A 22,708-nucleotide genomic window follows, 5' to 3' on the forward strand; every position below is an offset into this window, starting at 1 on the left:
CGTCACAGGGCGATGCCGACGTACTTGGTCTCGAGGTACTCCTCGATCCCCTCGAAGCCGCCCTCGCGCCCGAACCCGCTCTGCTTGACGCCCCCGAACGGTGCGGCGGGGTTCGACACGATGCCCTGGTTGACCCCGACCATGCCGTACTCGAGCGCCTCGCTCAGGCGCACGGCGCGGCTCAGGTCGGTGGTGAAGAGGTAGGCCACCAGCCCGAACTCCGTGTCGTTGGCCATCCGCAGCGCCTCCGCCTCCGTCCGGAACGCCGTCACCGGGGCGACTGGGCCGAAGATCTCCTCCTTCTGCAGGCGGGCGCTGGTGGGGACGTCGGCGAGGACCGTCGGCTGGAAGAAGTAGCCGGCCCCCCGCTGCGGCTGCCCGCCGGTGACCACGCGGGCGCCCTTCGCGACGGCGTCGTCGAGCAGCTCGGTCACCTTGGCCACCGCCTTGGCGTCGATGAGCGGGCCAACGGTCACGTCCTTGCGGGTCCCCTTGCCGATCGTCAGCCGCGACATCCGCGCCGCGAACTTCCGGGAGAACTCCTCCACCACCGACTCGTGCACGTAGAACCGGTTCGCCGACGTGCAGGCCTCGCCGATGTTGCGCATCTTCGCAAGCATCGCGCCCTCGACGGCCCGGTCGATGTCGGCGTCCTCGAAAACGAGGAACGGGGCGTTCCCGCCGAGCTCCATCGAGACCCGCAGGAGCTGTTCGGCGGACTGTTCGACGAGCTTCCGGCCGACCTCGGTCGAGCCCGTGAAGGTCAGCTTGCGCAGGCGCGGGTCGCGGATCAGCGGTTCGCAGACCTCGCCCGTATGCGACGTGGTGACGAGGTTGAGCACACCGTCGGGCAGCCCGCACTCCTGCAGGACCTGGGCCAGCAGGAGCATGGTCAAGGGGGTCTGCTGGGCCGGTTTGACGACCATGGTGCAGCCGGCGGCGACCGCGGGTCCGATCTTGCGGGTGCCCATGGCCAGCGGGAAGTTCCAGGGCGTGATCATCAGCGCCGGTCCGACCGGCTGTTTCATGGTCATCAGCCGGGTCTTCCCGTCCGGGGAAGTCGCCCACTGGCCGTGAACCCGCACCGACTCCTCGGAGAACCACCGGAAGAACTCGGCGCCGTAGGCCACCTCGCCGCGCGACTCGGCCAGCGGCTTGCCCATCTCGAGGGTCATCAGCAGGGCGAACTCGTCCGCCCGCTCGGTGATCCGCTGGTATGCGGCGCGCAGGATCTCGCCGCGCTCGCGGGGGGCCGTGGACGCCCAGCCGCGCTGTGCCGCGACGGCGGCGTCGAGCGCGGCCCGGCCGTCGGCGACCGTGGCGTCGGCCACGTGGGTCAGGGTCCGGCCGGTCGCGGGGTCCTCGACGGCGAGGGTGTTGCCGCCGGTGGCGTCCCGCCACGAGCCGCCGATGAGCAGCTGTTTCGGGACGGTGTCGAGGAGGGTCTTCTGCGTCGGTGCCGGCATACCTGAAACCTACGGCCGGTCCCATCTCACCGCTCGAGGAGGGGACGGTCTGGGTCGTACGCGTCGCCGCCGGCGGCGTCGCGGCGTCGCCTCGCGATCGCCGAGAGGGCTTCCAGGACCACGCGGTTCGCGAGGGCGGCGGTGATGTCGGCGTGGTCGTAGGGCGGGCTGACCTCGACGACGTCGATCCCGACGATCGGTAGCTCCAGACACAGGCGGCGGACGGCGTCGAGCAGCTGCCGGGCCGTGAGCCCTCCGGGTTCGGGGGTCCCCGTCCCGGGCGCGTGACCGGGGTCGCAGACGTCGATGTCGACCGACAGGAAGACCCCGTCGCAGTCGTCGGTGGCGATCCGGGACGCCTCAGTGAGGCAGGTGTCGAGCCCGCGCCGGCTGATCTCGGTCATCTCGTAGGAGCGGAAACCCTCGACCGCCATCCAGTCGAGGGTCTCGGGCGGCGGCCAGTACCCGCGCAGCCCGACCTGGAGGAACCGGTCGCCGCGCACCGCGCCGGACTCCAGTAGCCGACGCATCGGCTGGCCGTGGCCCCACAGGGAGCCGAACTCGACGTCGCCGGTGTCCGCGTGCGCGTCGAAGTGGATCATCGACACGAGGCCGTGGCCGAGGACGTTGGCCACCCCCTTGGCGTCGGGGTAGGCGATCGAGTGGTCGCCGCCGAGGATCACCGGGATGGCGCCCGCCCTGGCCACGCGCTCGACAGCGGCTTCGAGGGCCGGGAGCGCGACCTCGATGTCCCCGGAGTACATCTCGACGTCGCCGGCGTCGACCACCCGCAGGTCCCGCAGGCCGTCGGTCCGCAGGGCCAGCGAGGGCCGCGAGCCGTCGTGCGGCAGGTAGTCGGTGGTCCGGATCGCCTGCGGGCCGAACCGCGCGCCGGGACGGTGGGACGTACCACCGTCGAACGGCGCACCGAGCACGACAACGTCGGCGCGAGCATACGTGCTCTCGTCGGAGAGGTCGCAGCGGTCGACGCCGAGGAACGTGACGTCGGGGCCGTACTGCGCGCCGTAGCGGGTCATGTGGCAACCGTAGTCCACGCGTTTCAGGATGGCGAAAGTCGTTGTGCGCCAGGGTAATTGACGCTAGAATAGAACGCATGTTCGAGGACGTGATGATGGAGCTGACGCGATCGACATCGCCCTGTCCGACGCCGATCGGGTGTACCGGCTGACCGCTCTCGAACGGGTCAAGGCAGCGTGCGCTGCGGCGCGGGCACGGATCACTGCGGAATTCGCCGAGTCGCAGGCCGAGGTCGCCGAGGCGTGGCGGGAGCGCGCCCGCGAGTGCGCGCCGACGACAACGACTTCGACGGGTGGCGCGCGGCACGGGATCAGGCGCGACCGGCGTCCGTCGACGCGGCGGAGCCAGACTCCGGATCGACTCGGCGTCGCCGCCGAGCGACGCGGGAGGTCGGGGTGGCCGGTCAGGTGGCACTGGCTCGCCGCGTGTCACCCTCCCCCGGGGGCCGTCACCTAGCGGTGGCTCTCTCGCTGGTGCGCCACCTCCCCCGCACGCTGGCGGCCCTCGAGGTCGGGGCACCTGCCGTACTCCGTGGTGCGACGCCCCCGTGGGCCACCTCGACCATGTCGTCGACCACGCACAGGGCGGTCCGGCGAGCGTCGCCAACGGACAAGGGCTGTGCGTGCGGTGCCACCACACCAAGCAGCAGCCCGGCTGGAGGGCCAGACCCGAGCCGGCGCCACCGCCGGGGTGCCTGGCCCGCGCATACCGTCGTGACGGTCACGCCCACCGGCCATGGGTACGTCTCGACCGCACCCCCAGTGCTACCCGGTGAGCCGCTCGAGCCGCTCGAGCCGCTCAGCCCACTCGAACGACATCTCGAGACCTCGCTCGCGGCCGGACGCGGTGACGTCAGCGAGGCTCCGCGGTGCGCAACACCGACTCGAGCTGCTTCCCGAGCGTGCGCGCTCCCACGAGAGGGATCAGCGCGGCGATGAGGCGGCCTCGGAAGGACTTCGGGACGCGGTGCAACGTGACCTGGACGTCGGTTCCCGTCGAGGCCGGCGTCAGCGCATAGTGCCAGCTGCTACCGACGTCCCACAGGTTCGACTCGAGGGTGTCGACGGTCACGGTGGCCGCGGTGGTGTCCCAGGAGTACCGCTCGCGCTCCCAGCCCATCGCGTTGCCCTCCGTGACCTCGGCCCAGTCGGGGCCCTGGTCGTGCACCGCGAAGTGCGACTCGTCGATGTTCGGCCAGCGACCGGGCCGATCGGGACCGAAGTCGGTGAACAGGGTCATCACCTCGGTCGGCGGCAGGCTGGTGTGGACGGTGAACCGAGTCGTGGGCATGGCCTGGTCTCTCAGGGGCTGGTGGAGCGTGTCGGTCCAGACTGGCACCGTCCATGGCGGCTGCGCCGGGTTGCTGCCTACCCTTCCGGAGAGCCCGCAGCTGCGGGCGCCACCCGGCAGCGGCGCCGACCGACCGGGAGGACTCATGACCGACGAGCAGCACCACCCCGAGGAGCCGCAGGAGGAGCAGGAGAAGCGCGTCGGCTGGCCCGAGCTCTTCTTCGACCTGGTCTTCGTCTTCGCCGTCACCGGCGTGTCCGGGCTGCTCGAGGTGGACCACTCGTGGGGCGGCGTCCTGCGCGCGGCCATCGTCTTCGTGCCGTTCTACTGGCTCTGGGTCGGCACCGCGATCCAGACCAACCTGCAGGACGTCGACCGCGCCCCGACCCGGATCGCCGTGTTCACCATCGCCCTCTGCGCCATCTTCATGGCCATCGCCCTGCCCGAGGTCTACGGCGGGCTGAGCCTGCTCTTCGCCGGCGCCTACTGGGTCGGTCGGCTCGTCCTCGGCCGGGACGTGCTGCGAGGTGTGCGACACGGACGGTGGCCGGGTCTGACGCCCGTCACCGTGAGCATGGTGCTGACCGGGCCGTTGCTGGTGGTGGGCGCGCTCACCGACGACGTGGTCAGGGAGGTGATCTGGGCGGCAGCCGCCGTCATCGACCTGTCGACCCCGACCGTGCTCCGCTCTCGGCTCCGACGACTGCACGTCAACGCGGCTCACCTCTCGGAGCGGTTCGGGCTGTTCGTGCTCATCGCGCTGGGCGAGTCCGTCGTCGCGATCGGCGCGTCGACCCGGGGCGACCACGGCCTCACCGTCTGGGTCGGGGTAGCGGTCGCAGCCGCCTTCCTCCTGGTCTGTGGGCTCTGGTGGGTCTACTTCCAGTTCGCCGCCCAGGCCGTCCGGTATGCGATGGGGAGCGCCAGCGTGCAGCTCGACATCACCCGTCTCGTCCTCAGCTACGGGCACTTCCTCTTCATCTTCGCGATCATCCTGCTCGCGGTCGGGCTGCACGGGACGGTGGCCGAGCCGACACACCACCTGGAGATCGCGGTGGCCGCCATGCTGCTCGGCGGGACGGCGCTGTACCTCGCGACGTTCGGGTTCACCCGGTGGGCGATGTTCCACCTGGTCTCGGTCACCCGGCTCACCACCGCCGGTGTGATGGTGGTGCTCATCCCGCTTGCCCTGGTGGTGCCGGGGCTCGTCGTCCTGGCTCTGGCCGCCGTCGCCGTCACCGGGCTCAACGTCGTGGAGTGGCGGATGAACAGCCGCATCGGCTGGCGAGCCAAGACCACCGACGTGGACCACACCTGACCCGACTCATCGGAGGTACGCATCGAGACCCGCGCCGTCACGACCGACCGGGCGCCCGCAGCGCCGGGCCCCTACAGCCAAGCCATCGTCGCCGGGGACTTCGTGTTCTGTTCGGCACGGTCGGCATCGACCCGGTCACGGGGGTCGTCGCCGAGGGCATCCACGCCCAGACCGAGCAGGCCCTGACCAACCTCTCCGCGATCCTCGAGGCGGCGGGCTGCTTGTTCGCGGAGGTCGTCAAGACCACCATCTTCTACGCCGAGGTGGACCACTTCCCGGCCGCTCAACGCGGTGCACGAGCGACACATGCCGGACCCGCCGCCGGCCCGGTCCGCACCGGCCAACGTCCGGCTGCCGCGGGGCCTCCTGGTGTCGATCGAGGCCATCGCGATGGTGCCCCGCCGGTTGTGAGGCGACCAGGGCGTCAGGGCTCGATGTTGGCCATGACGTGCTTGATCCGCGTGTAGTCCTCGAACCCGTACATCGACAGGTCCTTGCCGTAGCCGGACCGCTTGAACCCGCCGTGCGGCATCTCCGCGACGAGCGGGATGTGGGTGTTGATCCAGACGCAGCCGAAGTCGAGGGCCTTGGAGACCCGCATGGCGCGGCCGAAGTCCTTGGTCCACACGCTGGACGCGAGCCCATAGTCGACGCCGTTGGCCCAGCGGATCGCCTCGGCCTCGTCGTCGAACCGCTGCACGGTGATGACCGGTCCGAAGATCTCGTCCTGAACCGCCTCGTCGTCCTGACGGAGCCCGGAGACCACAGTCGGCTCGAGGAAGAAGCCGTCTCCCAGCGCCGTCACGCGGTGGCCGCCCGCCCCCACGGAGGCGTGGTCGGGCAGCCGGTCGAGGAACCCGGTTACCCGGTCCAGCTGTCCGGCGCTGTTGACCGGCCCGAACAGGGCGTCGTCGTCGTCCGGCATCCCGACCGTGGCCGAGCCGCGCGCGTACTCGCTGAGCGCCGCGACGAAGTCGTCGTGGATGCGCGGCGCCGCGAGCACCCGGGTGGCCGCGGTGCAGTCCTGACCGGCGTTGAAGTACCCCGCGACGGCGATCCCCTCGACCGCCTTCTCGAGGTCGGCATCGTCGAAGACGACGACCGGCGCCTTGCCGCCGAGCTCGAGGTGCACCCGCTTGACCTGGTGCGATGCACTCTCCGCGACCTGCATACCGGCCCGGACCGACCCGGTGATGGCGACCAGGGCGGGGGTCGGGTGCTCGACCACGGCCCGCCCGGTGTCGCGGTCGCCGCAGACGACGTTGAAGGTGCCCGGGGGCAGGAACTCGGCGGCCAGCTCGGCCAGCCTGAGGGTGGTCTCGGGGGTCGTATCGCTCGGTTTGAGCACGACGGTGTTGCCGGCCGCGAGCGCGGGGCCGATCTTCCAGATCGCCATCATCATCGGGTAGTTCCAGGGGGTGACCTGGCCGACGACGCCGATCGGCTCGCGCCGGACCCAGGACGTGTGACCGGCGAGGTACTCGCCCGCGGCCCGGCCCTCGAGCACCCGCGCCGCCCCGGCGAAGAACCGGAGCTGGTCGACCATCGGCGGGATCTCCTCGCTCGCGGTGAGCGCGTGCGGCTTCCCGGTGTTCTCGCCCTCGAGCCGGACGAGCTCGTCGGCGTGCGACTCGATCGCGTCGGCGAACTTGAGCAGCGCCTGCTGGCGCTCGCTCGGAGTGGTCTGGCCCCAGATCTCGAAGGCGGTGGCGGCGGATCGGTATGCGCCGTCGACGTCCGCGGCCGACGAGACCGGGGCGCTGGCGACCACCTGGGCGGTGGAGGGGTCGACGACGTCGCTGCGGGCGTCGGACTCGGGGTCGGCGTAGTCGCCACCGACGAAGTTGCGCAGGGTCCTCATGGCGACCCAGACAACCACGGATTTCGTTCCTGATCCAGGGGTTGACGACGGATTTCGTCGTCAGGGAGGATCACGACCATGCCTAACCGCACCAACGGGCTTCTGCCGGCGCTCGACGACGTCTCCAAGCGCATCGTCGAGCTGCTCCAGGAGGACGGCCGCCAGCCGTTTGTCACCATTGCGCGCGAGGTCGGGTTGTCCGAGGCTGCGGTCCGGCAGCGGGTCCAGAAGCTCATCGACGGCGACGTCATGCAGATTGTCGCCGTCACCGACCCGCTCCAGGTGGGATTCACCCGGCAGGCCATGGTCGGGGTCCTGGTCCCGGGCGACGTCCGCCTGGTCGCCGACGCGCTGTGCGAGATGCCGGAGGTCTCCTACGTCGTCACCACCGCCGGCAGCTTCGACCTGCTCGTCGAGGTGGTCTGCGAGGACGACGACCATCTCCTCGACGTCGTGATGGGCCAGATCCGGGGCCTGCCCGGCGTCGGCGCGACCGAGACGTTCGTCTACCTCAAGCTCAACAAGCAGCAGTACCGATGGGGAACCCGGTAGGAGTCCAGACATGACCACGACACCCGACACCTTCAGTGAGCCCGCCGGCCCGACGCATACGCCGTCCGGCTCGACGTATGCGGACGCCGCCCGGAACCACCTCTGGGGGCACTTCACCCGGCAGTCCGCATGGGAGACCGAGGGCTCCGGGCCACCGCTCATCGTCCGCGGCGAGGGCTACACGATCTGGGACGACCGGGGCAAGGAGTACATCGACGGACTCGCCGGCCTCTTCGTCGTCCAGGTCGGGCACGGCCGGGCCGAGCTCGCGGAGGCGGCCGCGAAGCAGGCGATGGAGCTCGCGTTCTTCCCGCTCTGGTCGTATGCGCACCCGCGCGCCGTCGAGCTCGCCGAGCGTCTCGCGGCCGGGGCGCCCGGTGACCTCAACCGCGTCTTCTTCACGACCGGGGGCGGCGAGGCGGTCGAGACGGCGTGGAAGCTGGCCAAGCAGTTCTTCAAGCTGACCGGTAAGCCGACCAAGCACAAGGTCATCAGCCGCAACGTCGCCTATCACGGCACCCCCCAGGGCGCGCTGTCGATCACCGGCATCCCGGCGGCCAAGGAGATGTTCGAGCCGTTGGTGCCCGGGGCCTTCAAGGTGCCCAACACCAACCACTACCGCGCGCCGGAGCACCTGCGCGACGACGCCAAGGCGTTCGGGTTGTGGGCGGCCGACCGGATCGCCGAGGCGATCGAGTTCGAGGGTCCCGACACGGTGGCGGCGGTGTTCCTCGAGCCGGTCCAGAACTCCGGCGGCTGCTTCCCACCGCCGCCCGGCTACTTCCAGCGGGTGCGGGAGATCTGCGACGAGTACGACGTGCTGCTGGTCTCCGACGAGGTGATCTGCGCGTTCGGGCGGATCGGGTCGATGTTCGCCTGCGACGACTTCGGCTACGTGCCGGACATCATCACCTGCGCTAAGGGGATGACCAGCGGGTACTCCCCCATCGGCGCGATGATCGCCAGCGACCGGCTGTTCGAGCCGTTCCGGCACGGGACCACGTCGTTCCCACACGGGTACACGTTCGGCGGACACCCCGTCTCGTCGGCGGTGGCGCTGGCCAACCTCGACATCTTCGAGCGGGAGGGCCTGAACGACCACGTCCGCGAGAACGCACCGGCGTTCCGGGCCTCCTTGGAGACACTGCTGGAGCTGCCGATCGTCGGAGACGTCCGCGGCGAGGGCTACTTCTATGGGATCGAGCTGGTCAAGGACAAGGTGACGCGGGAGACGTTCGACGACGCCGAGTCCGAACGGCTGCTGCGTGGGTACCTGTCCCGGGCGCTGTTCGACGCGGGCCTGTACTGCCGGGCCGACGATCGGGGCGACCCGGTGGTCCAGCTGGCGCCACCGCTCATCATCGGGCCGCCGGAGTTCGCCGACATCACCTCTCGGCTGCGCTCGGTCCTCGAAGGCGCGCTGGCCCACATCTGACGGCGCGTCGGCGGCACCATCTCCATCGACGAGAGGGAGGTTGTGGGGAGGGCCTAGGGGAACCCGTTCGACCGGGCGCGCCGGCCCCGGCATACTCGCCGGATGTCCCCGAGCCAGGCGCAGACGTTTCCCGACATGTGGGTCGACCCCGAGGAGGACCCCCGCGACCACGGGCAGATCGAGGTCGTCGACGAGCGGACCAACCTGCAGGAGTACCTGCGGGCGTACCGGATCACGCTGCGGATGAAGACCGACGGCTTGACGCCGGAGCAGCTGGCGACCCGCTCGGTGCCGCCGTCGACGATGTCGCTGCTCGGGCTGGTGCGGCACCTCGCCAAGGTCGAGCGTGACTGGTTCCGCCTGCGGGCGGCTCGCGAGGACGCGCCGCGGCTCTACTGGTCGGAGGCCGACCCGGACCAGGCGTTCGACGCTGCGGTCGCCGACGAGTCGGTCGTCGCGCAGGCCTTCGCCGACTGGGAGCGGGAGATCGCGTTCGCCGAGGCGTTCGTGCAGGAGCACCCCGACCTCGGCGAGGTGTACACCTACCGCGACGACCAGACGATCTCCCTGCGCGAGCTGCTCCTGCACATGGTCGAGGAGTACGCCCGCCACTGCGGCCACGCCGACCTGCTGCGCGAGTGCGTGGACGGCCGCACCGGCCAGTGACCGCCGGCGCTCAGAAGGTCCAGCGCGTCGCTCCGCCGGGCTCGACCGTGGCGACCGCGGTCGCCGTAACCGGCGTCACCCGGTAGACCGTCCACGGTGGCGGGCCGGCCGACGGCGCGCTGTACTCGGCCGTGATGGCCCGTCCGGACTCGTCCGGGTGGGCCGGCCAGCCGCCCTCGGCCCAGCGCGCGGCCATGGCGGCGACCGTCTCCGGGTCGGTCACCGGCTCGGCGGTGCCCTCGACGACGAGGTCGAACTTCTGGGTGGCCACGGCGATCGAGCACCTCGAGTTCTGGGCGAGGTTGCGCGCCTTCCGGGTGCCCGGTCCGGTCTGGAACCAGTACGTGCCGTCCACCCAGAGCGCGCCCACCGCGGTCGTATGCGGCGTGCCATCGGGGTCCACCGTCGTGAGCCAGGACGAGTGCCGGTTGGGGCCACCGGAGTCGGGGGCCTGCGTCACGCCACTGTCCATCACGTGCCGGACGGACTCCCAGTCCAGCGTCGGCAGGTCGTACAGGTCGGCCAGGTTGTGAGTGTCCATAGGAGTGGGACTCGCCCGGCGGCCGGAATCAGTCGGGTGGCTCGACGTCGTTGCGTGCAGCGGCCTCCACTGCTCAGGTCCGAGCGAAGAACACCGAGATGAGCAGGATCACCGGCACCGAGAGGAACGTGCTCACGAACACCGCGTCCCGCGCGAGCACCGTGGCGCGCCGGTAGGTGTTGGCGTAGGTGAAGACGTTCTGGGCGGTGGGGAGCGCCGCGGTGACCGCCGCCGCGAAGAGCGCCGTCCCCCGCAGCCCCACCGCCGCATACCCGACGGCGATCGCAACGACCGGCTGGAACACCAGCTTCAGTCCGACCAGCGTCGCCACGTGAGCGCGTGAGCCCGCCGCTCCGGGCTTGGGGCCACGGCGCAGCGAGATGCCGAAGGCGATGAGCATCGCCGGGACCGCCATGTTGCCGACCAGCTGGACCGGCTGCAGCAGGGCGGCCAGGAGGTCCGGGTTGATGTACGGAGCCACGAGCGAGAGCAGCACCCCGGCCATCGCCGCGATGGTGATCGGGTTGCGGGTCACGCTCCGGAACCCCGTCAGCAGCGACGGACGGCGGCCGCTGCGGTCGGCGTCGAGCAGGGCCAGCGAGATCGGCGTGATGACCAGCAGCTGTAACAGCAGCGTCGGCGCCATCAGCGAGATGTCGCCGAGCACGTAGAGGGCGATCGGGATGCCGAGGTTCCCGGCGTTGACGTAGGCGGAGCAGAGGCTGCCGATGACCGACTCGCCCAGGGGTGGCTTCCACCGGACTCGGGCGATGGCGAGGTACACGCCGACCGTGACCACGACCGACACGGCCGAGGCGACGAGGTTCGCGGAGATGATCGCGCTGATCGGGGTACGGCCCATGACGACGAGCAGGAGCGCGGGTGACGCGACGTAGAACGCGAGCCGGCTGAGGAACAGCTGGCCGCTGGTCCCGAGGACGCCGTAGTGCGCGAGGGCCCAGCCGAGCGCGACGACCGCAGCGATCGTCGCGAAGCCTTGGAGGACGCCGAGCATTCCCCGATGCTGTCAGGAGCCCCGCAGGACCGGCGTGAGCCGTTCCAGGACCGAGACGTCCTCGATGGTCGGCGGCGTCGCCGGACTCCGGCCGTCAGCGATCTCTCGCATGGTCCTGCGCAGGATCTTCCCGGACCGGGTCTTGGGCAGGGCGCCGACGATGTCGACCCGCCGCAGCGCCGCCACCGCGCCGACCTCGTCACGGACCCGCTGCACGAGCTCGGCCCGGATCCGCTCCCCGTCGCTCTCGGCGTCGACCCCGGCCTTGAGCACCACCAGCCCTCGTGGGACCTGGCCCTTGAGCTCGTCGGCGACGCCGATGACCGCGCATTCGGCGACGTCGGGATGGCCGGCGAGCGCCGCCTCGATCGACCCGGTCGAGAGCCGGTGCCCGGCGACGTTGAGGACGTCGTCGGTGCGGCCCATGACGTAGAGGTACCCGTCCTCGTCGAGGTAGCCGCCGTCGCCGGTCAGGTAGTAGCCGTCGAACGCCGACAGGTAGGACGCGACGTAGCGGTCGTCGTCGCCCCACAGGGTCGGCAGGGTGCCGGGCGGCATGGGCAGTCGCAGGCAGATGGCGCCCTCGACACCCGGGTCGACCGGCGCCCCCTTCTCGTCGAGGACCGTGACCGCATACCCGGGCACCGGCACCGACGGCGAGCCCGGCTTGATCGGGAGCGTCTCGAGGCCGCGCAGGTTGGCGGCGATCGGCCACCCGGTCTCGGTCTGCCACCAGTTGTCGACGACCGGGATCCCGAGCCGGTCGCTCGCCCACTGCCAGGTGTCGGGGTCCAGCCGCTCGCCGGCCAGGAACAGGGTCCGCAGGCAGGAGAGGTCGTACGCGGCGGCCTTCGCGCCGGCGGCGTCCTCCTTCTTGATGGCCCGGTATGCGGTCGGCGCGGTGAACATCGCGACGGCGCCGTACTCGGAGATCACCCGGAAGAACGCCCCGGCGTCCGGAGTGCCCACCGGCTTGCCCTCGTAGAGGACCGTCGTGCAGCCGGTGAGCAGCGGCGCGTAGACGATGTAGGAGTGGCCGACGACCCAACCGACGTCGCTGGCCGTGAACCACGTCTCCCCTGGCTGGACGCCGTAGACGTTCTCCATCGACCAGCGCAGCGCGACGGCGTGGCCGCCGTTGTCGCGGACGACGCCCTTCGGCTTCCCCGTGGTCCCGGAGGTGTAGAGGATGTAGAGCGGGTCGGTCGCGGCGACCTCGACACAGTCGGCGCCCGCGACGGCCGCCGGTGAGGACACGAAGTCGGCCCAGTCGACGTCGCCCGCCGTTAGCTCGGCCGGGCCCTGCTCGCGCTGGAGGACCACGCAGACCTCGGGTTTGTGAGACGTCCGCTGAAGGGCCAAGGCAATGATCGGGGTGTACTCGACGATGCGACTCGGCTCGACGCCGCACGACGCGGCGAGGATGACCTTAGGCCGGGCGTCGTCGATGCGGGCGGCCAGCTCGGCCGGCGCGAACCCGCCGAACACCACCGAGTGCACCGCGCCGATCCGGGCGCAGGCCAGCATCGCCACGACCGCCTCGGGGACCATCGGCAGGTAGATGACGACGCGGTCGCCCTTCGCGACGCCCGCGCCGACCAGTGCGCCGGCGAGCCGGCGGACGTCGGCGAGCAGCTCCGCATACGTGATCGAGCGCTTCGTCCCGGTGACCGGCGAGTCGTAGTGGAGGGCCACCTGCTCGCCGCGGCCGGCGTCGACGTGCCGGTCGAGCGCGTTGAAGCAGGTGTTGAGGGTCGCGCCCGGGAACCACCGGTAGAACGGCGGCCGCGAGTCGTCGAGGACCCGGTCCGGCGGGGTGATCCAGTCGATGTCCTGGGCGGCCTCGCTCCAGAACCCTTGTGGATCCTCGAGGCTGCGCGCGTACGTCGTCGCGTAGGCACCGGTGCTCATGCTCCCGACACTAGGTCACCCCACGACGTTCTCCCCACGACGTTCGGCGCTTCGCGTCGAGCCGTCGTGGGGGCCCACGCTTCGCTCCGATACTTCGCGGGGACCCAGACCAGTGACACGATCCCGGTGTGGAGATCCAGTCGACCGCCGAGCTGGCCGACTGGCTCGGCGCCGGCCGTCCGCTCGGAGGGGTTCGGCTCCAGGATCTGGACCTCGGGCCAGTCGAGAAGGCCCTGCTGCGCGAGACGCGCCTCAGCGGTCTGGTGGTGCTGGGCGGCGAGGTCTCGTCGGCCCTGCTGGTCCACCTGCAGTCCCACGGCGCCGTCGTCTTCCCGGAGGACCCGGACACGCCCGTCGACGTCTTCCGCGCGCACCTGTACACCGGTTCCGAGCTCTACGCCGGCCTCGACGGACCGGGCGGGTATGCAGCCACGGTCGACTCCCGCGCGTACGAGTGGGCCCGCGACATGCGGCTGGCCGACGACGCGTACGCCACCCTGCTCAAGGCCATCCACGACGACTCGATCAGCGACGCCCTCGACGAGTGGGTGGAGGGTCGCCGGGTCGTCGGCATCATGGGCGGGCATCAGGTGCCTCGCGGCACCGGCGGGTACACCGCGGCGGCCCGGACCGGCCACGCCCTCGCCGCGGCCGGTCTCCTCGTCGCGACCGGCGGCGGTCCGGGGGCGATGGAGGCGGCGAACCTGGGCGCGGTGGCGCCGTCGGCGGACGCGCTCGACGAGGCCCTCGAGCGGCTCCGCCCGGTCCCGACGTTCGTCCCTGACGTGGACGCCTGGGCTCGCGTGGCGTTCGAGGTGCTCGAGTCGTTCGGGCCGCGGGTCACGCCGCGGGCCGGCTCCCCGGCCCCGGCCGCCGAGGCCGGCGCTCCCGACCCCCAGCCCCGGTCACTCGGCGTCCCGACGTGGTTCTACGGACGCGAGCCGCCGAACGTCTTCGCCGAGGGGATCGCGAAGTACTTCTCCAACGCGGTCCGCGAGGACGGGCTCCTGGTGCGGTCGAACGCCGGCGTCCTCGTCATGCCCGGAGAGGCCGGGACGGTGCAGGAGGTGTTCCAGCTGGCGACCCGGCTGTACTACGCGGCGGACGGCGACACGCGCCCACCCCTGGTCCTCGTCGGCGTCGACCACTGGGTCGAGACGTTCCCGGTCTGGCCGTTGTTGCGCGCGATGGCGCGGGAACGGGGAGAGATGGGGCGGTCCATCCATCTGGTCGACGAGGCGGAGGAGGCGGTCGCCCTGGTGGCGGCGGTCTGACGGCCGTCGTCGGGGTCCGGACCTACGGTGGCGGTATGCCACTGAGCCAGCAGGAGTGTGCCGCTGCCATCGCCGACCACAGCCGCGGTTTCGCCGAGGCGGCGGCCGGAAACCTCGACGCCGACGTCGAGTTCTGTCCGGGCTGGACCGTGCGCGACGTCGTGCACCACCTCACCCGGGTGCAGTGGTTCTGGGCGACCCTGGTCGAGGACCGGCACGCCGAGCGACCCGACGACCTCGTGGAGCCGGAGCCGGCCGGCGACGAGGCGACCCTGGCCGTGTTCCGTTCCGGCGCCGAGCGGCTCGTGCGGGTGCTCGGTGAGGCCGATCCGGCGATCCGCGTCTGGACCTGGGCGCCGTCGCAGCAGACCGCCGGGTTCGTCATCCGCCACCAGGTGCAGGAGGCGGTCGGCCACCACTGGGACGTGGCCCACGCCGCCGGCGGGACGGTGCGGATCGACCCGGCCGTCGGCGCCGACGCCGTGGACGAGTTCCTGCAGGTGTCGGTGTCCAACGCCGACGACGCCGACGACGCCGCCGACGGCAAGGACGCGCTGCCCGCGCCGCTCGAGGGCCGGCTCGGCCTGGCCTGCCTCGACAGCGGCGCGGCGTGGCTGGTGGCCGACGGTGACGTGCCGGGTACGGCGACGGTGACGTCGACCTCGCGGGCGGCTCTCGAGGCCGGCGGGGTCCCGACGGTGACCGGCACCGGTGGTCAGCTGCTGCTGTGGCTCTACGAGCGCCACGGCGACCCGACGGGCGACGCCGACGCCTCGGCGCTGGACGACGATCTGCTCCACCGGTTCCGGGGGCTGTGTTTCACCGACTGAGCACGACAGGATCAGCGTCGTGGACGCACAACGCGAGACGCTCCGATCCCTCTTCGACGCCGTGGCCGACAGCTACGACCAGGTCGGGGTGGACTTCTTCCAGCCGATCGCCAACGGGCTGGTCGGCGAGCTCGACCCGCAACCCGGGGAGCGCGCCCTCGACCTCGGCTGCGGGCGCGGCGCCGCCCTGCTCCCGATCGCTCGGGCGGTCGGCCCGACCGGCTCGGTTGTCGGCGGCGACCTGTCGCCGGTCATGGTCGCCCAGGCGACCGCGCTGGCAGCCGAGGAGGACCTGACCCAGGTCGAGGTCCTCGCGATGGACGCCCAGGAGCCCGATCTCGGCTCCGTCGCCGGCGACGGCTTCGACCTGCTGTCCGCGTCCCTCGTCCTCTTCTTCCTGCCCGACCCCGGCGAAGCGCTGGCCCGGTGGCGCACGCTGGCGCGGCGGGGTGGCCGAGTCGGGGTAGCGACGTTCGGGCCCCCCGACCCGACGTGGAACAGCATCGACGCGCTGTTCGCGCCCTACCTTCCGCCGCAGCTCCTCGACGCGCGGACGAGCGGGGTCGCCGGGCCGTTCGAGTCGAGCTCCGGGGTCGAGGGCCTGTTCACCGAAGCCGGCTGGCGGGACGCACGCAGCACGGAGACCGCCGTCCCGGTGCGGTTCGAGGGCCCAGACCACTGGTACCGCTTCACGATGTCGACCGGTCAGCGCGGCTTCTGGGGGTTGACCCCGGAGGACAAGCGGGCCGGGATCCGCGAGGCCGCGACCCGCATCATCGAGGACGCCGCCGCTCCCGACGGCTCGGTGACGTTCAGCCAAGGAGTCCGCTACACCCTGGCCCGCAACCCCTGACGGGCGCCGACATACCGCGCGTCCCTTGACAGGAAACCATTTGGTTTCCTATTCTGATGAGTATGGAGACCGTGTTCCGGGCGCTCGCCGACCCGACTCGTCGGTCCCTGCTCGACGCCCTGCACGAGCAGGACGGCCAGTCCCTGGTCGCCCTCACCGCCGGGCGTGAGATGACCCGGATCGCGGTGGCCAAGCACCTGCGCCTCCTGGAGGAGGCCGGGCTGGTCGTCAGTCGCCGCCGGGGCCGGGAGAAGCTGCACTTCCTCAACCCGGTTCCGATCCGCCTCATCCACGACCGGTGGGTGAGCAAGTACACCGAACCCTGGGCCGCCGGACTGGCCGGCCTCAAGACCGAGCTGGAGCACACCATGGAGAAGGTCTTCGAGATCTACATCCGCACGACGCCGGACCGGCTGTGGGCGGCGATCGTCGACCCGGTCATTCGCGCGAAGTACCACTTCGGCGTCAGCGCCCGCTCGGACTGGACGCCGGGGTCGCGCTACACGCTCGAGCACCCCGGTGCGGAGCGGCCGCTGGCCGAGGGCGAGAACCTCGTCGTCGACCCGCCACTGCGCCTGGTCCAGACGATGCACACCCTCTGGAGCGAGGACGCCAAGCGTGAGGGCACCTCGCGGGTGACCTGGGAGATCGAGCCGGTCGGCGACTCGTGCCGACTGACTGTCACCCACGACCAGCTCTCCGACGACGCACCGCCGGAGCTCTACGGCGGCTGGCCGATGATCCTCTCCGGCCTCAAGACGTGGCTGGAGACCGGCGAGACCCTGACCACCCCCGGTTCGCTCATGTACGGCGGGCCCGACACCACCACCGCTCAGGAGGCATGACGATGACCACCATGACCGACGTCCGCACCATCGGCGTCACCGTCCGCGACCAGGACGCCGCTCTCGACTTCTACGTCGGCACGCTCGGCTTCGAGAAACGCCTCGACGCGCCGATCAGCCCGACGCAGCGCTGGGTCGAGGTGGCGCCGCGGGGAGCCACGACCTCGCTGGCCCTGACCGCCGGCGAGCCGGAGGGACCGACCGACACCGGGATCCGGTTCGCGGTGGCCGACGCCTCAGCCGAGCGCACCGACCTCGCGGCCCGCGGCGTCGCGGTCGGCGACCTTCTCCAGTGGGACCAGGTGCCGCCGATGTTCGAGTTCGACGACCCCGACGGCAACCACTTCTACGTCGTGGAGTCCGCCTCCTGACGAGTGGGGCGTCAGGCGGTGGATGCGGCCAGCTGCCCGCAGGCGCCGTCGATGTCCTGGCCGCGGGTGTCGCGGATCGTCGTCGGGATGCCGGCCGCCCGGAGGCGCTCGACGAACTGCTGCTCCACTCCGGGACGCGAGGCCGTCCACTTCGACCCGGGCGTGGGGTTGAGCGGGATCGGGTTGACGTGCACCCAGCCCTTGCCGCGGGCGGTGAGCTTGCGGCCCAACAGGTCGGCGCGCCAGGCTTGGTCGTTGATGTCACGGATCAGGGCGTACTCGATCGACACCCGCCGCTTCGTGGTCTGGAAGTAGCGGTATGCGGCGTCGAGCGCCTCGTCGACGGACCACCGGGTGTTGATGGGGACCAGCTCGTTGCGCAGCTCGTCGTCCGGCGCGTGCAGCGAGAGGGCCAGCGTGACCGGGATGCCCTCCGCCGCCAGCTTGTCGACCGCGGGGACGAGGCCGACGGTCGACATGGTGATCCCCCGCGCGGACATGCCCAGGCCCTCCGGCGCCGGGTCGACCAGCCGGCGGATGGCGCCGATCGCAGCGTTGTAGTTGGCCAGCGCCTCCCCCATGCCCATGAACACGACGTTCGAGACGCGCAGCGGCGTCGCGCGCTCCTCCTCGTCGCCCCCGCCGGCGAGCTCGCCGCGGCGCAGCGAGCGGGCCGCATACACGACCTGTTCGACGATCTCCGCGGTCGAGAGGTTGCGAGTCAGGCCGGCCTGCCCGGTGGCGCAGAACGGGCAGTTCATCCCGCAGCCGGCCTGGCTCGAGATGCACATCGTGACGCGGTTCGGGTAGCGCATGAGGACCGACTCGACGATCGCGCCGTCATGGAGCCGCCACGCGTACTTGACGGTCTGGCCGTCGTCCGCGGTCCGCTGCACCATCGGGGTGAGGAGGGTGGGCAGCAGGTCGCGGACGAGGTCGTCGCGAACGCCCTTGGGCAGGTCGGTCATCTCGTCCGGGGTGTCCACCAGCCGCTCGAAGTAGTGGGTTGAGAGCTGCTTGGCCCGGAAGCCCTTGTGGCCCAACGACTCCACCACGTCACGCCGCTCAGCGGACGTGAGGTCGGCGAGGTGGCGCGGCGGCTTCCCCCGCCGCGGCGCGGCGAAGGTCAGCTGGCCCGGCTTCGGTGGGGTGCTCGTGGGCGTCGGGAGGTCGGTCATCAGGAGACCAGTCTCTCAACCCAGACCGTGCTGGAGTGCATCGAGCATCGCCTCGAGCTGTCGGTTCCGCTCGCGGGCCGGCACGTCCTTCAGCGGTCCGTCGATGTGCAGCAGGGCGAACCCGTGCACGGCCGACCAGCAGGCCACCTCGGCGCCCTCGCGACGGTCGGATGACAGGGTGCCGCACGCGACCATCTCGTCGAGGGCGGTGCTGAGCAGCTCGTAGGGACCGGGCTGGTCGCCGGGGCGCTTCACCGTGGCGGCGAAGGCGGTCGCGAAGAGTCCGGGCTCCCGCACGGCGAAGAGGACGTACGCCTTGCCGATCTCGCGTAGCCGTCGCACCGACCGATCCGCGGGGTCGCTGCCCCGGACCCGCGCCGCCCGGTTGGCCATGGCGCGGGACAGCTCGTCCTGACCGGCCTCGGCCGTGGCCGCGAGCAGCTCCTCGCGGTCGGCGAAGTGCCGGTATGCGGCGTTGTGCGAGACCCCTGCCCGGCGGGCCACCTCGCGCAGGACCACACCCGACGGGCCTTCCTCGCGGGCCAGGTCCACGGCGGTGCGCAGCAGCTCCGCCTGGAGGTTGCCGTGATGGTAGGCCTTCACGTCCGTGATCCTAGCCGACATGTTGACACTGTCCACATTCGTGTGTTCCACTTGTCGATGTTGACACTGTCCACATTCGCTGGCTCGTGAGGTCCCCATGAAGCGCAAGGCCGGAATCCTGGCCGCGGTGTACACCGCGGTCCTCGCGATCAACCTCGACACCACGATCGTCAACGTGGCGCTGCCGAGCATTGCCCGGGATCTCGGGTCCGGCACGCGGGATCTCCAGTGGGTCGTCGACGGGTACAACCTGGCCTTCGCCGCCTTCGTCCTGGCCGCGGGGAGCCTCTCCGACCGGTACGGACGCCGTCCGGCGCTGCTCGTGGGCCTCGTGGGCTTCGCCGGAGCGAGCATCGTCGGCGGCCTCGTCACCACCGACACCGCGCTCATCGCCGCTCGGGTCGTCATGGGCGTCTTCGCGGCGCTGATCTTCCCGGCGACCCTGTCGGTGATCTCCAACGCCTTCCCCGACCGTCGGCAGCGGGCCGCCGCGCTCGGTGGCTGGGGCGCCGTCGTCGGGGTCGGCGTCGCGACCGGCCCCGTCGTCGGCGGCCTGCTGCTCACCCACTTCTCGTGGGGCAGTGTGTTCCTGGCGCTCGCGCCGCTCGCCCTCGTGGCCGCCGGACTCGCCGTGTTCCTCGTCCCCGAGTCCCGCGACCCCGCTGCCCCGCCGCTGGACCGACGCGGCCTCGTTCTCTCCACCGCGATGCTCGGCCTGCTGGTGTGGACGGTCATCGAGGCGCCCAGCCGGGGCTGGGGGTCCCCGGTCACGATCATCGGGTTCGCTGGCAGCGCAGTCATGCTGGTCGCGTTCGTCATCGTCGAACGGCGAGCCGCTCACCCGATGCTCGACATCACCCTCTTCGCTGACCGGCGGTTCAGCGCTGCGAGCGGCGCCGTGACCGTTACCTTCTTCTCTCTCGCCGGCTTCATCTTCCTCGTCACCCAGTACTTCCAGGTCGTCCGCGGGTACGACGCCCTCTCGACCGGCGCCCGCATACTCCCCGTGGCGGTGAGCATCGCCGTAGCCTCGGTCGCCGGCGGAATGTTGGCTCCCCGCCTGGGTACCCGCGTCGTCGTGACCACGGGACTGTTGATGTTCGGGTCGGCCATGGCGTGGATCGCGGCCAGCCCGGTGGACGTCCCGTACGCGACGTCGATCGTTCCCCAGATGGTGCTCCTGGGCCTCGGGATGGGTCTCATCTCGACCCCGGCCACCGAGTCGATCCTTCGCGTCCTGCCACCGGCCCGGGCCGGGGTCGGGTCGGCGGTCAACGACGCGACGCGGGAGCTCGGCGCCACGCTGGGCGTCGCGGTGGTCGGCTCGGTCTTCGCGTCGGTCTATGGCGCCGCCCTGAGTAGCGGAGCGTTCGACCGGCTTCCCGAGGCGACGCAGGCCCAGGCCCGCGAGTCGGTCGTCGCCGCCGCCGCGATCGCGCAGGGCCAGCCCGAGCTGACGGCCGCCGCGCGAGACGCGTTCATGGCGGGGATGCACGCCGGCAGTGCGCTCGTCGCTGTCATCTGCCTGGTCGGCGCCGCCGTCGCGGCCGTGGCCCTACCCGGACGCCACTTCACCCGCGACAATGCCCGAACCGACGAGCCGCTGGCGGCGGCCGTACCAGAGCCCGCCTGACGCAGGCGTCGTCCCGCGACGAAGGAGCCCGACGGTGACCGACCGGTCGACTCTCGCCGAGGTGCTCGAGGCGTTCGACCTCGGCGAGGGGACGCTCTCGGCCGGTCCGGTGGCTCGCGGCCGGCTGGGTGAGATCTGGCGGCTCGACTCGACGACCGGCTCCTGGGCCGTGAAGACGCGAGGGCCCGGCGGATCCGACCCGACGGACGTCTACGCCGCGGTGGCGTTCCACGAGGCCGCGGTCTCGGCCGGGCTCCCCGCGCCGGCGGTCCGCCGGACCCGCGACGGCCGACTGCTGGCCGAGGTGGGCGAGTCGCGCGTCGGCGTGCTCGCGTGGGTCGACATGGCCAGCCCCGACCCGGCGCTGGACCCGGTGGCCGTGGGCTCGTTGCTCGCCGGACTGCACGGTATGCGGGCCGCCCGCTCCCCGGGTCCGGTCGCGTCCGCGCGACCGTGGGTGGTGCCGAGCTGGTTCCATGCCCCCGTCGGCGCGGCCACCTGGGACGAGGTCATCGGCCGGGTCGTGGCCCGGGGCGCCCCGTTCGCCGCCGAGCTGGCCGGACACCGCGACGAGCTGGTCGCTCTGGAGGGGCTGCTCGTTCCCCCGGGCGATCTGCTCTGGTGCCACCGGGACCTGTTCTGCGACAACGTCCGGGCCATGCCCGACGGCGGGATCGTGGTCTTCGACTTCGACAACAGCGGGCCGTGCGACCCGTCCTGGGAGCTGGCGTTCGTCCTCACGGAGTACGCCACCGACCCGGCGCCGACCCATGCGGTCGTCGACGCGGCGCGGGCCACGGCGCTGTACGACGCATACCGTTCCGCTGGTGGGCCCGCCCGGCTGACCGGACCGGGTGACTTCACCATGGCGGCGGCCGTGCTCGGTCACATCGCCGAGCTGGCCGCGAACCGCTGGCTCGACGCCACCGACGACGCGGATCGTTCGGCCACCGCAGCCTGGGTGGCGGAGCTGACCGACCGCCCGCTCACCCGCCAGGTCATCGACCACCTCCTCGACGCCACGCGCTAGCTCTTCGTCGAGATGCAGATCGTGGTGGGCTCGCGGCGGCAACGGCGCTCGAGACGGCGTCGAGATGCGGATCCTGGTGGAACGCCGCCGAGTCAGCCACCCCCGACCGGGACCAGGACCGCCAGAACCGCCCAGATGATCGCGACGTTCATGAGCAACGAGTCGAGCCGGTCCATCAGGCCGCCGTGCCCCGGGAGGATGTTGGACATGTCCTTGATCCCGAGGTCGCGTTTGATCGTCGACTCGACCAGGTCACCCGCCGTCGCCCCCACGGCCGCCGCTGCCCCAGCGACCAGCCCGACCCACCACGCGCCGTGCAGCGTGAAGTAGACGCTGGCCACGCCCACCACCATGCAGAAGACCACCGAACCGGCGAACCCCTCCCACGACTTCTTGGGACTGATCGTCGGCGCCATCGGGTGCCGCCCCGCGAGGACCCCCACCGTGTACCCGCCGATGTCGCTCGCGACGGTGACCGCGATGAAGGTGAACATCCGCCACGCACCGTCGTCCGGAGCAAGGAGCAGCGAGGAGAACCCGGCGAGGAGTGACGGGTAGGCCGCGACCAGGGCGCCCCCCATGACGTCGCGCGCCGCCCCGACCACGCCGTCGGCCACCCGCCAGACGAGAATCGCCACACAGGTCAGGGCGAAGCAGACCAGCAGCGCCTGGGCGCCCCCGACGTAGGCGGCGCCCAGCATGCTGATGCAGCCGACGATGCTAGGCACGATCGGGACGTTGAACCCACCGGCCTTCAGCGCCCGGCACAGCTCCCAGACGCCCACACAGACCGCGGCGGTCGCGAGGACGACGAACGTCCACTTCGGGACGAAGAACAGCGTCACGACCACGGCGGCACCGAGCGACAGGCCGACCGTGAACGCGGCGGGCAGGTTGCGGCCGGCGCGGGAGACCTTGACCGACTGGGCCTCGGTCGTCACCGGAGCGACGACGGCACCCTGCGGCTCGTCGGAGGCCGTCGCCGGTTCGTCGGTCAT

Annotated in this window: 22 protein-coding genes and 1 pseudogene; 13 read left to right on the top strand and 10 right to left on the bottom strand. The window is 71.5% G+C overall.

Annotated elements, in window-relative coordinates; genetic code table 11:
• Positions 1-2: 2 nt before the first annotated feature.
• Together VIG79_RS16680 and speB are read right to left on the bottom strand one after the other, a co-directional pair.
• A complete protein-coding gene (locus VIG79_RS16680) occupies positions 3-1,466 on the bottom strand; it encodes an NAD-dependent succinate-semialdehyde dehydrogenase (RefSeq protein ID WP_331887635.1) in 1,464 nt (487 codons plus the stop codon).
• 26 nt (positions 1,467-1,492) lie between these two features.
• A complete protein-coding gene (gene speB / locus VIG79_RS16685; protein WP_331887637.1) occupies positions 1,493-2,503 on the bottom strand; it encodes an agmatinase in 1,011 nt (336 codons plus the stop codon).
• Positions 2,504-3,051: 548 nt separating this feature from the next.
• Here speB and VIG79_RS16690 point away from each other — a divergent pair.
• Positions 3,052-3,279, top strand: a complete 228-nt coding sequence (locus VIG79_RS16690; RefSeq protein ID WP_331887639.1) for an HNH endonuclease — start codon at positions 3,052-3,054, stop codon at positions 3,277-3,279.
• Positions 3,280-3,356: 77 nt separating this feature from the next.
• On the opposite strand, the gene VIG79_RS16695 is transcribed toward VIG79_RS16690, so the two are convergent.
• Positions 3,357-3,794, bottom strand: a complete 438-nt coding sequence (locus VIG79_RS16695; protein ID WP_331887641.1) for a hypothetical protein — start codon at positions 3,792-3,794, stop codon at positions 3,357-3,359.
• A gap of 145 nt (positions 3,795-3,939) precedes the next feature.
• Between VIG79_RS16695 and VIG79_RS16700 the strand changes: the two genes are divergently transcribed.
• Positions 3,940-5,112, top strand: a complete 1,173-nt coding sequence (locus tag VIG79_RS16700) for a low temperature requirement protein A (RefSeq protein ID WP_331887643.1) — start codon at positions 3,940-3,942, stop codon at positions 5,110-5,112.
• Positions 5,052-5,342 (top strand): annotated as a pseudogene (locus tag VIG79_RS19895) (RidA family protein); the annotation flags it as partial. The gene VIG79_RS16700 and the pseudogene VIG79_RS19895, both read left to right, overlap by 61 nt.
• Before the next feature lie 194 nt (positions 5,343-5,536).
• Here VIG79_RS19895 and VIG79_RS16705 read toward each other — a convergent pair.
• Entirely contained in the window at positions 5,537-6,973 is a 1,437-nt protein-coding gene (locus VIG79_RS16705; protein ID WP_331887705.1) for a gamma-aminobutyraldehyde dehydrogenase, read from the bottom strand.
• Positions 6,974-7,051: 78 nt separating this feature from the next.
• On the opposite strand from VIG79_RS16705, the gene VIG79_RS16710 reads away from it, so the two are divergent.
• From VIG79_RS16710 to VIG79_RS16720, 3 genes are all read left to right on the top strand, one after another.
• Positions 7,052-7,525, top strand: coding sequence for an Lrp/AsnC family transcriptional regulator (locus tag VIG79_RS16710; protein WP_331887645.1), 474 nt, complete (start codon positions 7,052-7,054; stop codon positions 7,523-7,525).
• Positions 7,526-7,535: 10 nt separating this feature from the next.
• A complete protein-coding gene (locus VIG79_RS16715; RefSeq protein WP_331887647.1) occupies positions 7,536-8,960 on the top strand; it encodes an aspartate aminotransferase family protein in 1,425 nt (474 codons plus the stop codon).
• A gap of 102 nt (positions 8,961-9,062) precedes the next feature.
• Complete coding sequence (locus tag VIG79_RS16720) at positions 9,063-9,626, top strand: DinB family protein (RefSeq protein WP_331887649.1); 564 nt, start codon at positions 9,063-9,065, stop codon at positions 9,624-9,626.
• A 10-nt stretch (positions 9,627-9,636) separates the two neighbouring features.
• Here VIG79_RS16720 and VIG79_RS16725 read toward each other — a convergent pair whose 3' ends face one another.
• The 3 genes from VIG79_RS16725 to VIG79_RS16735 all read right to left on the bottom strand — a co-directional run bounded on the left by VIG79_RS16725 (position 9,637) and on the right by VIG79_RS16735 (position 13,093).
• Positions 9,637-10,167, bottom strand: coding sequence for a pyridoxamine 5'-phosphate oxidase family protein (locus VIG79_RS16725; protein ID WP_331887651.1), 531 nt, complete (start codon positions 10,165-10,167; stop codon positions 9,637-9,639).
• Between the two features lie 73 nt (positions 10,168-10,240).
• Positions 10,241-11,182, bottom strand: a complete 942-nt coding sequence (locus VIG79_RS16730; RefSeq protein WP_331887653.1) for an AEC family transporter — start codon at positions 11,180-11,182, stop codon at positions 10,241-10,243.
• Between the two features lie 12 nt (positions 11,183-11,194).
• Positions 11,195-13,093 (bottom strand): propionyl-CoA synthetase, encoded by a 1,899-nt coding sequence (locus VIG79_RS16735; RefSeq protein ID WP_331887655.1) that lies wholly within the window; start codon positions 13,091-13,093, stop codon positions 11,195-11,197.
• 128 nt (positions 13,094-13,221) lie between these two features.
• Between VIG79_RS16735 and VIG79_RS16740 the strand changes: the two genes are divergently transcribed.
• From VIG79_RS16740 to VIG79_RS16760, 5 genes are all read left to right on the top strand, one after another.
• Positions 13,222-14,367 (top strand): Rossmann fold nucleotide-binding protein, encoded by a 1,146-nt coding sequence (locus tag VIG79_RS16740; protein ID WP_331887657.1) that lies wholly within the window; start codon positions 13,222-13,224, stop codon positions 14,365-14,367.
• A 35-nt stretch (positions 14,368-14,402) separates the two neighbouring features.
• Positions 14,403-15,197 (top strand): maleylpyruvate isomerase family mycothiol-dependent enzyme, encoded by a 795-nt coding sequence (locus VIG79_RS16745; RefSeq protein WP_331887659.1) that lies wholly within the window; start codon positions 14,403-14,405, stop codon positions 15,195-15,197.
• A 19-nt stretch (positions 15,198-15,216) separates the two neighbouring features.
• Positions 15,217-16,050 carry a class I SAM-dependent methyltransferase gene (locus VIG79_RS16750; RefSeq protein ID WP_331887661.1) on the top strand — a complete coding sequence of 278 codons (834 nt, stop codon included), beginning with the start codon at positions 15,217-15,219 and terminating at the stop codon, positions 16,048-16,050.
• 62 nt (positions 16,051-16,112) lie between these two features.
• Entirely contained in the window at positions 16,113-16,895 is a 783-nt protein-coding gene (locus tag VIG79_RS16755) for a metalloregulator ArsR/SmtB family transcription factor (RefSeq protein WP_331887707.1), read from the top strand.
• Between the two features lie 2 nt (positions 16,896-16,897).
• On the top strand, positions 16,898-17,266 hold the full coding sequence (locus tag VIG79_RS16760; RefSeq protein ID WP_331887663.1) for a VOC family protein: 369 nt from the start codon (positions 16,898-16,900) through the stop codon (positions 17,264-17,266).
• Positions 17,267-17,277: 11 nt separating this feature from the next.
• Here the strand turns inward: VIG79_RS16760 and rlmN are convergent, their stop codons facing one another.
• Together rlmN and VIG79_RS16770 are read right to left on the bottom strand one after the other, a co-directional pair.
• On the bottom strand, positions 17,278-18,444 hold the full coding sequence (gene rlmN / locus VIG79_RS16765) for a 23S rRNA (adenine(2503)-C(2))-methyltransferase RlmN (protein WP_331887665.1): 1,167 nt from the start codon (positions 18,442-18,444) through the stop codon (positions 17,278-17,280).
• Positions 18,445-18,459: 15 nt separating this feature from the next.
• A complete protein-coding gene (locus VIG79_RS16770; RefSeq protein WP_331887667.1) occupies positions 18,460-19,047 on the bottom strand; it encodes a TetR/AcrR family transcriptional regulator in 588 nt (195 codons plus the stop codon).
• Between the two features lie 97 nt (positions 19,048-19,144).
• Here VIG79_RS16770 and VIG79_RS16775 point away from each other — a divergent pair, with 97 nt between their 5' ends.
• Together VIG79_RS16775 and VIG79_RS16780 are read left to right on the top strand one after the other, a co-directional pair.
• Positions 19,145-20,680 (top strand): MFS transporter, encoded by a 1,536-nt coding sequence (locus tag VIG79_RS16775; protein WP_331887669.1) that lies wholly within the window; start codon positions 19,145-19,147, stop codon positions 20,678-20,680.
• A gap of 34 nt (positions 20,681-20,714) precedes the next feature.
• Entirely contained in the window at positions 20,715-21,710 is a 996-nt protein-coding gene (locus VIG79_RS16780) for a phosphotransferase (protein WP_331887671.1), read from the top strand.
• A gap of 92 nt (positions 21,711-21,802) precedes the next feature.
• Here the strand turns inward: VIG79_RS16780 and VIG79_RS16785 are convergent, their stop codons facing one another.
• The gene (locus tag VIG79_RS16785; RefSeq protein WP_331887673.1) at positions 21,803-22,708 is read right to left on the bottom strand and encodes a phosphatidate cytidylyltransferase; all 906 of its coding nucleotides are present in this window, start codon (positions 22,706-22,708) and stop codon (positions 21,803-21,805) included.

Source organism: Lapillicoccus sp. (assembly GCF_036559105.1).
Taxonomy (GTDB): Bacteria; Actinomycetota; Actinomycetes; order Actinomycetales; family Dermatophilaceae; genus Lapillicoccus.